Genomic DNA, 13,640 nt, shown 5'->3' with positions numbered 1-13,640 from the left:
ATCATAAGCGGTGAAGTTATGAAAACCGGTGCGCTTATGTGGATCTCCGTATAAACGGCCTACTGCTTGTAATCCCGTGCGGCAAACGCCTGATCGAACTGCCGGGCGCGCTGCACTTCGTCGCTGTGCAAATAGGTCGACGTCGTGGAGATCGACGAATGGCGCAGATTGTCGCGCACCATGATCAGCTCGGCGCCTCGCGCCAGCGCATGTGACGCGTGCGTGTGACGCATCCAATGTGGGCTAGCGCGGCGCAATTTCTCGGCCGTCCCGGGCCGCTCGTCCTGGATGGCATCGGCCACCAGCACGAAGAATCGCCTCAGCACGCGCCAGAGCCGCGTGCTCTCAATGCCTGCGCCGTCCTCCTCGAGGCTTGAAACAAGCGGCGTCGCCGGGTTCCAGCGCGCGGGCGTGACCGGCAGCCCCCGCTGCAGGAGACTCTGGTCAAGTGCGGTTCGCGCAAGCGGCGGCAACGCGACCTTACCGCGCTTGCCACCCTTGCCGAGCACGTGTAGCCAGTGATCGCCGTGTTCGTCCCGGCGAATGTCGGCGAGCGTCGCGCCGACCAGCTCGCTGGCGCGCAGGCCCGTCGCATAGCCAAAGTCCAGCAGAAACCGCACGCGTTGGGCGGCCGGCGCACCCCAGCCATAGGACCATTCGAGGCCGTCGGCAACGGTGCGGATCAGCAGCCACTCGCCCTCGGAGAAACCGCGCGACACGTCCAATCCCGCGCGCGGCGCGTGGCTCTTGACCTTCACGCCGGCAAACGGATTCGCCAGCACGTAGCGCTGCTCGATCAGCCAGCGAAATAGCGCCGACAGGACATTCAGTGCGTACGCCACCGATCGGGGCGACAGCGCGCCGATGAACGGTCGCCATTCAACGCTGTGCCGCGGCCGCGACGGCCCGACCCAACGCTCGTGCGGCGTGGGACGGCGCAGGAATGCCCGGTACGCGATCGCGTCGTCAGTGGTGAGCGACGACAGCGCGCGGCCTCGCTCGATGATCGCCCACAGGACCAGGCGCTCCGCTTCCTTGCGGTAGGCGCGCTGCGTGGTGGCCGATTCATGCATCGACAGCCAGGACTGGATCGCCTCGTAGTCGTTGGATGCATTCAGCAGGCAGGCGGCCCGCGGTGCACGGAACTGCCCGTGCGAACCGTCGACTTCGTGCGGCACGCTCAACTGCTCCCACGGCACGATGTGCCCGGATGGTGCCGCAACGATCAACGCCCGCGCCCGTTCGGTCAGCGCCGGATGGGCGGCAAAAAACGCCTCCACTCGGCGTGCGCCGGCGACACCGAGCCCGGCGATGCCTGTCCACCAGCGGCGCCGGCGCGGAATCCGCACGGTCAACTCGGCAAGCGTGCGGATGCCATGCGCCCGCAGGGCGGCCACCGCGCGCGGTGGCAACCACCGGTCAATCTCGTCGGCAATGTGTGGCATCGGTACTGTCAGGCTGCGCAACGCTTCGATCGCGCGCGCAACGGTGTCGGCCGACGCGCCACCCCTTTCGCCGAATACCTCCGCGAGATCGTCGCGATGGCGGCTTGCCGCATATGCGATCAGGCCGCGTCGGATACGGCCGAGGACGCCGCGCGCGGATGCTCCTGGCGCCTTGCGGTCGCAGAGATAGCGGGCGACGGCTGCTCGGGCGTCGAGCCCGGCGTACCAAGCGCGCAGCGCCGCCAGTTCGGCGTCGTCGGGAAAGGCAAGGAGTTCGGTCTCACGCGTTTTCACGATCGCCGGTTTAGAACAAAATCAGTGATGGACTGATAATAAAGTTTATCCGCCCATTACCAACGAAATCCACATACCTTGGACCAGAGCCCTGTGCACTACCTACGCGCTTTTCCCGTCGTGACTGGCTTCTCCCCGTCCTCGATGTATAGGCTAATCAGCCGGATAAGCTCGCTTTGGATTGCAGGGCTGTCCAACGTACCGCGCCGCGCGGCATTGTGAATCACGCCGTCAATAGCATCCGACATGACCATCGCTGCAATGTGGTCGGTCTCGCGCGAGCAGCGATTTCGGAAGATGGCCACGGCTTCTGCATAGTAAGCGAGATATTCAATCTCAAACTGACTGTTTGGATTCCGATACTCGTCTGAGCTCGGCGCCTCATCCAACAGGACCCGATGCAGCCCAGGGTAAGCGCTGTGGGCAGCGACCATCGCATGAACGAGATGCGCAACGAACTTTGCAGACGATTGTTGATTGATGTTGGACTTTCGGATGACGGCAAGACAGTCGTCGAGATGCCGTTGACGAATCGCATCAACCAGCGAGAGCTTGTCTGGAAAATACTGATACAGCGAGCCGATGCTAATGCCGGGCAGGTCCGCTACCTTGTTGGTCGTGAATCCCGCCCATCCTTCATCGCTCAAAATGCGAGCACCGGACTGAAGGATCGTCTCAACCGTGGCACGGGAACGTGCTTGGCGTGGTTGCTTGCGCATCTTCGGCTGCTGCTTTGCAATGCGAGTAGACAACGGAGGTCTCCTGCATAAAATGTAAACAGCTTACTCGCATTCTCTTGCACGAAAGGATCGATCTCGTGAACACGTTGCTCAATAAACTCTACAGCTATCAGGCTTGGGCCAACAAAGACCTATTTGAAAAGCTGGGAGCTCTAGACAGGGAGAAGCATCAGGCCGAACTGCATGCGATCTTGCGGTTGATTAACCACTCTTGTGTGGTCGCACGAATCTTCGTTGCACACCTTAGTGGCACGCAACATGAATACACGGCCGACAATACGACCGAAATCCCTTCGTTGGATGAACTTCGCGCTCTCGTCGCATCCACCGATCAATGGTATCTGGACTACCTCCGGAACGCATCATCGACCTCCCTATCCGAGACCATCCCGTTTGTTTTCACCGACGGCGACAAGGGCTACATGAGCAGAGACGAAATGCTGACCCATGTTGTGGTCCATAGCGGCTATCATCGGGGCGAGGTTGGCCGAATTTTGTGGCAGATTTCCATTACTCCGCCCTGGGACACTTTTGCCGTCTATCTTCATCAAACCGAGCCCGCGCGGCGGCTGCAGGGAATTGCGCCCCAAGTAAATTCAGCCTGATGCCGCAAGATTGTATTGCCGTTGCGGTTTATCAGCTTAGGGCCGCTCCGTCTTCGCCAAAATCCTCGTCGGGCTGCAGCGCCTCGAGGGGTTCAAGGAGCGTCCGCACACGCATGAGTTCGCCAACAAACTCGTCGATTAAATCCAGCGCATCCAGCACCCGCTCGGCCAGAGTGCCGTCGCCGCGCGCCGGCGCGATCGACGCGCCGTTCAGCACCGAGTGCGCCATGCAATGGATTTCGAGCAGGTCATCGCGTAACCCTTCTGGATCGTGCAACTGAGTTCGAACGCGATCGACGATGTCGACGGCGGCCAGCAGGCGTGTCGTGTCATAGCTCGATTCGAGCCGCGCGAGCGCCGCCGTGTCGACGTCGCCGAAAAACGTGGTCGTAGTAGCTGGGCGTGCAGTCATGGGCGAGGGGAATAATGACGAGGCGCGTGGCCGTAGAGTGGATCTCGGATCCAGGGCTCAGGTCGACGGTCGAGATGCAGCTTGTAGTGACCGAAGCGCCGGATATTGTGGGTCGGGTATGGGCTCAAAAACGCGATGTCCTCGGCGCGTACTTTCTCGCCGTTCGCGACCATCTCGCGCAACGCCTGCATCATGTCCACGGTGTTCTGCAGGATCACGGCCGACGCGATCAGGTCGTTGTAGCGTAGTCGTTTCTGCTGCTCCTCCGGCTCGTTCTCGGCGATCACGTCGCCGCCGAAGTCCAGCCACTTCGCAAATCCATTGTACGACTCGATCTTGTTGGTGTTCGCGGTCACTTCCTGTCGCAGCTCAAGGCTGCCGATCCACTGAAGCAGGTACACGGTGCGCACCACGTTGCCGAGCTCGCGTGCGGCGAGGTACAGCCGGTTCTTGCGGCTCTCCGAACCGAGACGGCGCAGCAGTAGCGGCGACGAAATCGTGCCGGCCTGGATCGACAGTGCGACCTGCATTAGTTCCTGCCAGTGCTGTTCGATCAGGGTCCAATCGATGGTCGCCGTGAACAGCTTGTCGATGTGCTGGTACTTCGCCTTGTTGTCGGGGCGATAAAGGACGAGATCCTTCCAGTTGCGAATCCGCGGCATCAGGTTGATGCCGAGCAGGTACGTGAAGGCAAACACGGCCGCCGACTGGCCTTGTGTGTCGGCATGAACCGTATCGGCCTTGACTGACAGACCCGCCTTCAGCAATCCCTCGATCACGTAGATCGCTTCCCACACGCCCGGTGGGATGAAATGCCGGAACATCGCGATATAGTTGTTCCCGACGTGCCGGTAGGCGACGGCGCCCATTTTCCGGTACCGGAAGTGATAGCCGGCCAGCAGATTGTTGTCGTAGAAATCGTACTGTGTGCCATCGGCCGCCACCGTTTTACCGTCGCCCCAATGCTTCGGCAGGTCAAGCCGCAGGTACAGCTCGATCAGCTCGCGCTGCGCAGTCGCGAGTTTGTCCAGGCTAATATGCCGGCGGTTGACGAATGACAGCATGTGCGCGGTCACGTCCGAGTCGAGGTGGCGAGCCGCCTGGGTCGGCCCCAGATTGCAACCCATCGCGAAAATCGTCAGCAGGTAGCGCTCGGCGGCCTTGGGGATCTTGGGATCGCTCCCGGAGAGCGGCCCGAAGTGTCGCGTGAAGTGCGTCCAGTGCTCGATGTTCGCGAGGATGTCCAGCATATTCCGTGTCGGCAAGCGGGCGCTCAGCCGCTCCTGCAGCGCGATCGCGCTCGCCGGAATCTCCTTCGCGACCGTCTTGCGCAGGATCGGTTCGCCGTTGCGATCGATCACGACGTGCTCGCTCTTGCAGGGCAATTCCTCGTCTAGCTTGCGGGCGGCGTCCGCCAACCATTTCCGGAGGTAGCGGACAAATTCGCTGCCCGTCGTCGGCATGCCGAGCTTCTCGCAGTAATCCGGCAGTTGCCGCTCGCATTGGCCCCAAGGCAGCAGGTTGTCGCGGTAGTCGGCGTACGCATCGGAGCCGGACACGCAAAGATCGCCAACACGCAGTTCCTCGGCCATGTACGACAGCACACAAAGTTCGAGGTAGCGGCGATTGGTCGGCGAACCTTCGCCGTGGGAGCGCCGCACGAGCTTGCGCCATCGCGGTGCCGCGAAACTCACGTCAACGTCGGCATCGATCCACTCCCTATGCAGCGATTCGTTCTCCAGCACCGCGTCGAGCGCGTTCAACAATGTGCGCACCGGGCTGGTCGAATCCCACTTCAGTGCCCGAGTGACGCGCATCATGACGGATCGGTGCGCCTTGAAGTGCTTCCAGAGCAGCGGCAGGTAATTGCGGCCGCTGAACGCGCGGATCGCCGCGCAGCTTTCGCGCAATGGTTCGAGATCACCTTTTGGCGCGAGCAGTTTCCGGACTGCCTTGGCGATGGCCGTCTCGTCGGATTCCTCGGCGAGGATGTCGGCGACGCCATCGAGCAAGCCCACCAGGTCCTCGACCTGATCGCGCTGTTTGCGCTGAATCACCTCCAGCTCGTCGCTCGCGCGCTTGTGGATCGCGCCCATGCGCCGCACGAACATGTCGGCGAGATCGTCGCGAACGCGCACCCGCATGCGGTTGAGCAGCGCGACGATCAGCGTGTAGCGCTTCTCGGGCAGCATGTCGTTCTTGAGCGCCGACGCATCGAGCGCCATCGCCTGCTGCGCGAGAGAACGCAGCTTCGACGCGGGAGTGCCGGCGACGGCGAGCGAGAAATCGCCGAGTTCGTCGAGCCAGACGAGCTGGTCGATCAACAGATCCAGGTGCTGCCTGGACGGACGTTTCGCATGGCGCTTGATCCGATTGTAGGCCGTTTGCCGGTTCGACAAATCACGCGCGAGCAACCGGTCGAGCGCGAGCTTCTGTTGGTCGGTCAGGCGTCGCGCGACGCGCTTGAACAGCCGCGACTGCGCGCGGGCGTGAATCTGTTCGGTCAACCGATCCAGCGTCGAAAACGCAGGCAGTTCGATATTGCGCGCAATCAGTTCGTCAATCGTCGCGTTGATAATGTCGACCGGCTGGTCCATCGTCAGCGATGCCGTGTGCGCCGCCCGTGTCGCGATTGTGTTCGCGTCGGTGCCATAGTACGGCTTCACGTCCAGGTAGGCGCGCACCGCCGCGTAATGGCGGAACAGCGTGGGCGACGATGCGGTGTCGTAGCCGAATCGAGCGGAGTCACCGACGCCGCAGACAGAGTTGGCGCAATCACCCGGCGACGCTCGCATTGGGCGCTTTTCCGACACTGACATGGCGAGTTGGCATACACCTGACAATACCGACACGATCTGGCAATCGCCTGCCTGCCCGTACCATCTCGGCACGTCTCTTGCGTGTTCGCTGGCGTCATGCGTGAGTTGTGGAATATCGCTCCAGACTGCGGTAATAGCGTTGCCGCGCGATGACACCCGCTTGCCGATTGAACCCGTTCGTTTGGCTGCAAGCCGAAAACAGTTTTGGATAACCTAATAAGGACTACCAAATGCAAAGTAAACAGCACGTGATGGGGGACAGGGATCATCGCGCCTGGGTGGGTCCACCTGATTATTTCGACCGCTTGGGTGCCGTGCAATTCGTTACATTGCTTCTGCTGGGATTGAGAGAGGAACACTTTTTATTAGATATCGGATGCGGTTCACTGCGTGGAGGCAGGTTCCCTTTGATGTACCTCAATCCCGATCGCTATTTCGGCATTGAACCGGAAGAATGGTGTCTTCGGCAAGGCATCGAGGCGGAGGTTGGCTCCGCACTTGTCACTTTGAAGCGACCACGATTTTTATTCAGTTCTGGTTTGAATACAACCAGTTTCAATTGCCAGTTTGACTACATAATTGCCGCCGGCATATTCATGCACGCGAGTCAAACGCAAATTACAATGTGCTTAAAATCAGTGTCGCGGAGTTTGCGACCTAATGGTAAATTTGTGGCGGCTTTTCTGGCGGGAGGTTCAGACAGCAGCTGCGCACACTGGACGTATCCGGAGGTTCAGTATTACAAGGCTTCAACTCTTCGTTTGCTCGCGGAGGAATGTGGATTAGAGCTCGTCCTCCTCGATGCGCCGCACCCACTAGGGCATCAATGGGTTGTTCTAACACATATGAAGGACCAGCAACACGTTAATCATCACCTTGGACTTGATGCGTTCTCGTGGGAAGAATATCTTTCGTTTCAGTTATCGAAACGAGGAATAGCTCCCAAGAGTCATGAAGGCTATTTGCGTCATGACCTGAGCAGGGTCATTCGCAGCGACGACGAATCTGTTGTTCCGCAAGCGAGATTGTCGTCATCTGAGCGACCAATCGACGACGCTGCGGCTCACATAATCGAGACCTAGGGCGAGCGCCGGGGGCGCGCATAACGTTCTTGCTTCCCCTCGCTGTTGAGAATTCGGTAGTTGGCTGCCGCCCCCTCCCAATTCACGGAAACGGATGCAGACGCTTTTAAAGTGCGGCAGGCGACGGTCTTAATGCCTGGCGCCGAGGGAGGTCTTTGATGTCACACGTTGCAAAAACAAGGCTGTCAAGAGCTGGCACCGTGGACAAAGCGCCGGCAACCCGCTATCCGATATCGAAGATCCACCAGACGTTACGTGATCGGATCTGCACGCTGTATTATCCCCCCGGCACCGTACTGCGCGAGACGGCGCTTGCGGATGAATTCCACGTCAGTCGCACACCGATTCGGCAGAATCTTCAGAGACTCGCATATGAAGGCCTCGTGGAAACAAGAAATGGCATCGGTACGATAGTCACGGGCGGTGATCTCCGGGAATATCGTGACACTTACGCATTCCGGCTAAGGTTGAGCGAGATCCTTGGCGACTTTTTTTCTCCAGCAGACGCTCCGCACGCGCTCGAGCGGATGCAACAGTTGGCGGTTAAAGCGACGACGCTGCAACACAAGCCACCGAATCCAGGAGCATTCTGGCAGGTCCTCGATGAGTTGCATTCCGTAATCAACGGTCTCATAACGAACGGACAAGTGCGCCAAACGCATAACCGCTGTTACGTGCAAGTCTCACGGCTCAGGCTGAATATTGTGGAACTTTTATGGGACGACGAACTTAGGAGTCTTAATAGGGAGCTGGACGAATGCTGCTTGGCGCTGCGCGCTGGGGACATGCGCGCTCTTGGACTTGTGCAACGCAACCACATCTCGTTCGGTCTCGCACGCATCGCTCGGTTGATCTCATAGTGTGCCGGACAGGTCGTGTAGTTTGGTCGGTGCCGCCGTGCTGTAATTCGAAAATGTATCAACACAGAAATGAAGACCCGCCCACACAGCCTGACAGGATCACGATGTTCGCGTTCCTCAGGAGGTTGTAACTGCTCTTGCCTGATATCGGTACCCGGGTAGAACTTCAGGTGCTTGCAGCCTATCGGAAGCCCTGGTCCTGGCTACATATTCGGATAATTCGGCCCGCCGCCGCCTTCCGGCGTGACCCACACGATGTTCTGCGTCGGATCCTTGATGTCGCAAGTCTTGCAATGCACGCAGTTCTGCGCGTTGATCACGAGGCGCTCGCTGCCATCGTCGTTCTTCACGAATTCGTACACGGCGGCGGGGCAGTAGCGCGATTCCGGACCTGCGTACGTCTGCCAGTTCACCTTCACCGGCACGCTCGGATCTTTCAGCGTCAGATGCGCGGGCTGATTCTCTTCGTGATTCGTGTTCGAGATGAACACCGACGACAAACGGTCGAACGTGAGCTTGCCATCCGGCTTCGGATACACGATCGGCTTGCACTGCGACGCCGGTTTCAGCATTTCATGGTCCCAATGCTGATGATGCAGCGTCCACGGCACGTTGCCGCCCAGCAGCTTCTGCTCGATGCCGACCATCAGCGTGCCGAGGTAGAGGCCCTTGCTCATCCACTGCTTGAAATTACGCGCGCGATGCAGTTCGGTGTGCAGCCACGACGTCTTGAAGCTTTCCGGGTACGCGGTGAGTTCGTCGCTCTGACGACCCGCCTGCACCGCGTCGAACGCGGCTTCGGCGGCCAGCATGCCGGTCTTGATCGCCGCGTGCGAGCCCTTGATTCGTGATGCGTTCAGGAAGCCCGCATCGTCGCCGACCAGTGCGCCGCCCGGGAACACCAGCTTCGGCAGCGACATCAGCCCGCCCGCCGTGATCGCCCGCGCGCCATATGACACGCGCTTGCCGCCTTCGAGGATCGCGCGGATCGCCGGATGCGTCTTGTAGCGCTGGAATTCTTCGAACGGCGACAGATACGGATTCGAATAGCCGAGCCCGACCACGAAGCCGACCACCACCTGGTTGTTATCCATGTGATAGAGGAACGAGCCGCCATACGTGTCGTTTTCCAGCGGCCAGCCGGCGGTGTGCATCACCAGACCGGGCTTGTGTTTCGACGGATCGATTTCCCACAGTTCCTTGATGCCGATACCGTAGACCTGCGGATCGACGCCGTCGCGCAGACGGAACTTGTCGTTCAGCTGACGGCCCAGGTGCCCGCGCGCGCCTTCGCAGAAGAGCGTGTATTTCGCGTGCAGTTCCATGCCGAGCTGGAAGTTTTCGGTCGGCTCGCCGTCCTTGCCGATGCCGAGATTTCCGGTCGCAACGCCCTTGACCGAGCCGTCGTCGTTATACAGAATCTCTGCAGCCGGAAAGCCCGGAAAGATTTCGACGCCCAGCGCCTCGGCCTGCTGACCGAGCCAGCGCGTCACGTTCGCGAGCGAAATGACGTAGTTGCCGTGATTCTTGAAGTTATCCGGCAGCGCCCAGGTCGGCACGCTTTTCGCGCCCGTTTCGGTGAGGAACAGGAAGCGGTCTTCGGTTACGTCGACCCTAAGCGGCGCGCCTTTTTCTTTCCAGTCGGGAATCAGTTCGGTGATGGCGCGGGGGTCCATGACCGCGCCCGACAGGATGTGAGCCCCGATCTCCGAGCCTTTTTCGAGTACGCACACGCCGAACTCGACGCCTTTGTTGGCCGCGAGCTGCTTCAGGCGGATCGCTGCGGACAGGCCAGCCGGGCCGCCGCCGACGATCACGACGTCGTATTCCATTGATTCGCGCGGCTGCGCACGCGCAAGCAGAGTATTCATAGTAAGAAAATTTTCGGGGATTACGACCTACGACACTCAGCGGTATCGTTGTTCAGGGAAGAAAAGCGATGGCTGACCGCCACTGCGCGCCTGGCGTTTACACGGTGAAGCCGGTATAAAAATACGCAACCGCCGCAATCAGCGTGAGGATTCCCACGACCTCGCCGAGCGCTGTCGCAGGGGCCTTCGACATAAACAGCCGCAGCGCGCATCGTGTTGAGAAGCCGGCCAAAAAAGCGACGCCGATCGAAATAGCGGCCACGAAAGCGCCATCTGTGAAGGCGAGCCATTGGATCTGCATGTGTCTTAAACCGATCATTTCGGTAATGGTGACACGACGCGGGCCAGCCCTATCGGCTTTCGCGACTCTTATGGACGGCTATCAGATTTGCTTATTGAGACCGTGGATCCGCATCGCGAGCGCAGACTCCAGTCATCACTTCATCCAAGGACTTTCCGTGAACACTTACGACGTTGTCGTGATCGGCGCGGGCGTAATCGGCAGCTCGGTCGCGTTTCACCTGCAGATGCTCGGCGCAAAAAACGTATTGGTGCTCGATCGGGCAACAATCGGCGCAGGGACTACCTCTCAGTCGTCGGGCATTCTGCGCACGCACTACTCGGTGAAGGAAAACGTTGAACTCGCGCGCAAGTCGTGGTCGGTGTTCAACAATTTCGCCAACTATGTCGGCGACGACGAAGCCTCCAGCGGCCTTGTGAAGTGCGGCTACATGATCGTGTCCGCGGACAACGACAAACTCGAGCCGCTTCGGGCCGCTCTTGACCAGCAACAACAACAGGGCATACCGCTCGAATTACTGGACGCGCGCCAGGCGAAGGAGCGCATGCCGATTGCCACCTTCGACGACGCCGCGCTGATTGGTTACGAGCCGGAAGCCGGCTTCGCGGATGCGTACCTCACCGCCACCAGCTTCGCTCGTGCTGCGCGTCGCGGCGGCGTGACGATCCGTGAGAACGTCACCGTCAACCGGCTGCTGATCGAGAACAGCAAGGTGATCGGCGTATCAACGAACGTGGGCGACTTCGCGGCGGGCACCGTAATCAGCACGCAGAACATCTGGACACCGGAGCTCGCGGGCTGGACCGGTAAGACGCTGCCGATCGCTCCGGAGCGGCACGCAGTGCTCGCGCTCGAATGCGCGGAAGCGCCTTACACGTTCCAGATGCCGGTGTTCAAGGACCTCGCGTCGCAAGGCATGCTGTATTACCGTAGCTACGGCGGCAATCAGATGCTCGTGAGCGAGGGCGTGGTCGGCGAAAAGCTCACTACAGCGGACACCGAACAGGGCGACATTCCGATGGACTATGTTATCGATGTCGGAGCGCAGGTCGCGAAGCGTTTCCCGGCGTACGAGACGGCAGGCATTGCGTCATCTTGGACCGGCGTGTACGACGTGACACCAGACTGGAACCCGGTGCTCGGTACACTGCCCGGCATCAGCGGGCTGGTGGTCGGCTACGGCTTCTCGGGCCACGGATTCAAACTGTCGCCGACGGTCGGCAAAATCCTGGCGCAAGCAGCCCTTGGCCAGCCCACCGACGTTTCGCTCAAGCCATACTCAATCGAACGTTTCGCCACCGGCGAGCTTTTGACGGGAAAATATGGCCTCGGTGCAGTTTCTTGATGCGATGAGGTCCGCTCACCTCGCGATTCGTCCGCTGGCGTCCAGCGGGGGTGACGGTCTCCACCGGTTTCTTCTTCGCCTTCATGATGTTGGGTAGCGTGACGTAGCGAGGCTCGTTAAGACGCAGATCCGTCGTGACGATGGCGGGAAGATCCAGTTCAATCACTTCAAGGCCGCCGTCCACTTCGCGCGTAACGGTGGCTACATCACCCTTGATGTCAATTGCGCTCGCGAAAGTAGCCTGTGGCCAGTCGAGCAGCGCCGCGAGCAATTGACCGGTCGCTGCGCACCGCCCTTGCGATCGCTACCGTGCAATGTGACGACACGATCAAGGTCGCGACGATCCGTACCACGGCGTTTGATGCCTCGCCCGCGACCGGCGGTAAGGCGTCGGTCGAGACGCGCTCCGCCGTGGAAGGCAGCAGCCGCGCGCGCTTCGTGCGCCGTGAAGTGGCAAATAGCGATCGCCCCGAGCTGACCTCAGCGCGCATCGTTGTGTCGGGCGGACGCGGCATGGGAAGCGCGGAGAATTTCGCGCTGCTAGATCCACTCGCACAGAAACTTGGCGCAGCGGTCGGCGCGTCACGCGCGGCGGTCGATTCTGGCTTCGCGCCGAACGACTGGCAGGTCGGCCAGACCGGCAAAATTGTCGCGCCGCAACTCTATGTAGCGGTCGGCATCTCCGGGGCGATCCAACATCTGGCCGGAATGAAGGACTCCAAGGTGATCGTCGCCGTGAACAAGGACGCCGAGGCGCCTATCTTTGGCGTAGCGGATTACGGAATTGTAGGGGACCTGTTCACCGTACTTCCGCAATTGACTGCCGCACTGTAACGTCTCCTAGTGGCGTTTTAACCGTTGGGGCTGCCTGAGAGTCACAGCAGCCCGCCTCCGCTTGTCCGACGGGAAAAGAGAAAATGTGTAGCCGCCGTGAACTGGACCGGGTTCCCTGTTCCTTGATTGAATGAATAACGAAGCGGCTCGTCAATTACCAGCGAACTCTCCAAGCTACGGAACCGGTCGTACTAAGCTTTCTTTCCGAATATTCCTCTCTGTCCCCTGTCCGGGATGGAGATTTTTTCCTGGCGATTGATCTGGACAGCCCCTGCTGCTGTGATCCTCCTCCTTTTATCCGGAAGGTTGCACGCCCTCAGGGACCTCGCACAGCGAGGCCTGAAGCATCCGATGCTTGGCGTGGCGATGCTCATCAACACCACGTTGCTTGGAGTTCAACTGTGGGTGTTCATGTGGGCACCCCTACATGGACGCATGCTCGAAATTTCGCTGGGTTACTTTCTATTACCCTTGGCCATGGTGCTCGTTGGGCGATTTTATTATCATGAACGCCTCGATTGCATGCAATGGACTGCTGTCGGATGTGCAGCGATTGGGGTTGCCCACGAACTCTGGTCCACTGGCGCATTTTCATGGCCAACCGCGCTTATCGTGCTTAGTTACCCTCCATATTTTGTCCTAAGGCGAAAGATCGACGCGGACGCATTAACCTCGTTCGCAGCCGAAGTGCTGATACTGCTTCCTGTCGCGATCTGGCAGGTGCTCGATCATCGTGGCCTTACAGCAGTGTCCGGCAACATTAAGCTGCTGGTCGTGTTATTGCCGGGCCTCGGAGCGTTGTCAACGGGGCAGCCCTCGCAAGTTATCTGATGGCGGGATGCATTCTGCCGATGAGCCTTTTTGGGCTCTTAGGATATGTCGAGCCTGTGTTGCTGCTCTTTGTCTCCCTGGGGTTGTTGGGGGAATCTTTTACTCAGCAGAAGCTCGCTACTTATGCGCCCATCTGGCTCGCGGTCGGCCTGATAGGCATACACGGCGCACTGCATATGCGTTCGCCCAAACGATAAACTG

At 59.8% G+C, this 13,640-nt stretch carries 9 protein-coding genes and 4 pseudogenes; 6 read left to right on the top strand and 7 right to left on the bottom strand.

Going from position 1 to position 13,640, the window contains the following annotated elements; all coding sequences use genetic code 11:
• Positions 1–59 precede the first annotated feature (59 nt).
• Together QFZ91_RS25250 and QFZ91_RS25245 are read right to left on the bottom strand one after the other, a co-directional pair.
• Entirely contained in the window at positions 60–1,739 is a 1,680-nt protein-coding gene (locus tag QFZ91_RS25250; protein ID WP_429568830.1) for a phage integrase family protein, read from the bottom strand.
• 98 nt (positions 1,740–1,837) lie between these two features.
• Entirely contained in the window at positions 1,838–2,491 is a 654-nt protein-coding gene (locus tag QFZ91_RS25245) for a TetR/AcrR family transcriptional regulator (RefSeq protein ID WP_429568829.1), read from the bottom strand.
• A gap of 65 nt (positions 2,492–2,556) precedes the next feature.
• Between QFZ91_RS25245 and QFZ91_RS25240 the strand changes: the two genes are divergently transcribed.
• A complete protein-coding gene (locus QFZ91_RS25240; RefSeq protein WP_429568828.1) occupies positions 2,557–3,084 on the top strand; it encodes a DinB family protein in 528 nt (175 codons plus the stop codon).
• Between the two features lie 31 nt (positions 3,085–3,115).
• On the opposite strand, the gene tnpC is transcribed toward QFZ91_RS25240, so the two are convergent.
• Both tnpC and QFZ91_RS25230 read right to left on the bottom strand, forming a co-directional pair.
• Positions 3,116–3,496, bottom strand: coding sequence for a Tn3 family transposase post-transcriptional regulator TnpC (gene tnpC / locus QFZ91_RS25235; RefSeq protein ID WP_429524593.1), 381 nt, complete (start codon positions 3,494–3,496; stop codon positions 3,116–3,118).
• Positions 3,493–6,246: pseudogene (locus QFZ91_RS25230) on the bottom strand (Tn3 family transposase); the annotation flags it as partial. The gene tnpC and the pseudogene QFZ91_RS25230, both read right to left, overlap by 4 nt.
• A gap of 299 nt (positions 6,247–6,545) precedes the next feature.
• On the opposite strand from QFZ91_RS25230, the gene QFZ91_RS25225 reads away from it, so the two are divergent.
• Together QFZ91_RS25225 and QFZ91_RS25220 are read left to right on the top strand one after the other, a co-directional pair.
• Positions 6,546–7,397, top strand: coding sequence for a class I SAM-dependent methyltransferase (locus QFZ91_RS25225; protein WP_429568827.1), 852 nt, complete (start codon positions 6,546–6,548; stop codon positions 7,395–7,397).
• 158 nt (positions 7,398–7,555) lie between these two features.
• Positions 7,556–8,257, top strand: a complete 702-nt coding sequence (locus QFZ91_RS25220; protein WP_429464148.1) for a GntR family transcriptional regulator — start codon at positions 7,556–7,558, stop codon at positions 8,255–8,257.
• A 203-nt stretch (positions 8,258–8,460) separates the two neighbouring features.
• Here the strand turns inward: QFZ91_RS25220 and QFZ91_RS25215 are convergent, their stop codons facing one another.
• The gene (locus QFZ91_RS25215) at positions 8,461–10,128 is read right to left on the bottom strand and encodes an electron transfer flavoprotein-ubiquinone oxidoreductase (RefSeq protein WP_429568826.1); all 1,668 of its coding nucleotides are present in this window, start codon (positions 10,126–10,128) and stop codon (positions 8,461–8,463) included.
• A 97-nt stretch (positions 10,129–10,225) separates the two neighbouring features.
• On the bottom strand, positions 10,226–10,429 hold the full coding sequence (locus QFZ91_RS25210) for a hypothetical protein (protein ID WP_368718786.1): 204 nt from the start codon (positions 10,427–10,429) through the stop codon (positions 10,226–10,228).
• 157 nt (positions 10,430–10,586) lie between these two features.
• Between QFZ91_RS25210 and QFZ91_RS25205 the strand changes: the two genes are divergently transcribed.
• Complete coding sequence (locus tag QFZ91_RS25205; protein ID WP_429568825.1) at positions 10,587–11,774, top strand: NAD(P)/FAD-dependent oxidoreductase; 1,188 nt, start codon at positions 10,587–10,589, stop codon at positions 11,772–11,774.
• 46 nt (positions 11,775–11,820) lie between these two features.
• On the opposite strand, the pseudogene QFZ91_RS25200 reads toward QFZ91_RS25205, so the two are convergent.
• A pseudogene (locus tag QFZ91_RS25200) lies at positions 11,821–12,054 on the bottom strand (electron transfer flavoprotein subunit beta/FixA family protein); the annotation flags it as partial.
• 14 nt (positions 12,055–12,068) lie between these two features.
• On the opposite strand from QFZ91_RS25200, the pseudogene QFZ91_RS25195 reads away from it, so the two are divergent.
• Both QFZ91_RS25195 and rarD read left to right on the top strand, forming a co-directional pair.
• Positions 12,069–12,608, top strand: a pseudogene (locus QFZ91_RS25195) (electron transfer flavoprotein subunit alpha/FixB family protein); the annotation flags it as partial.
• A gap of 210 nt (positions 12,609–12,818) precedes the next feature.
• Positions 12,819–13,636 (top strand): annotated as a pseudogene (rarD, locus tag QFZ91_RS25190) (EamA family transporter RarD).
• Positions 13,637–13,640: the final 4 nt, after the last annotated feature.

Origin of the sequence: Paraburkholderia sp. JPY419, assembly GCF_050435705.1 — a bacterium.
GTDB classification, from domain to species: domain Bacteria; phylum Pseudomonadota; class Gammaproteobacteria; order Burkholderiales; family Burkholderiaceae; genus Paraburkholderia; species Paraburkholderia youngii.
This window is presented reverse-complemented; position numbering and strand designations above follow the sequence as displayed.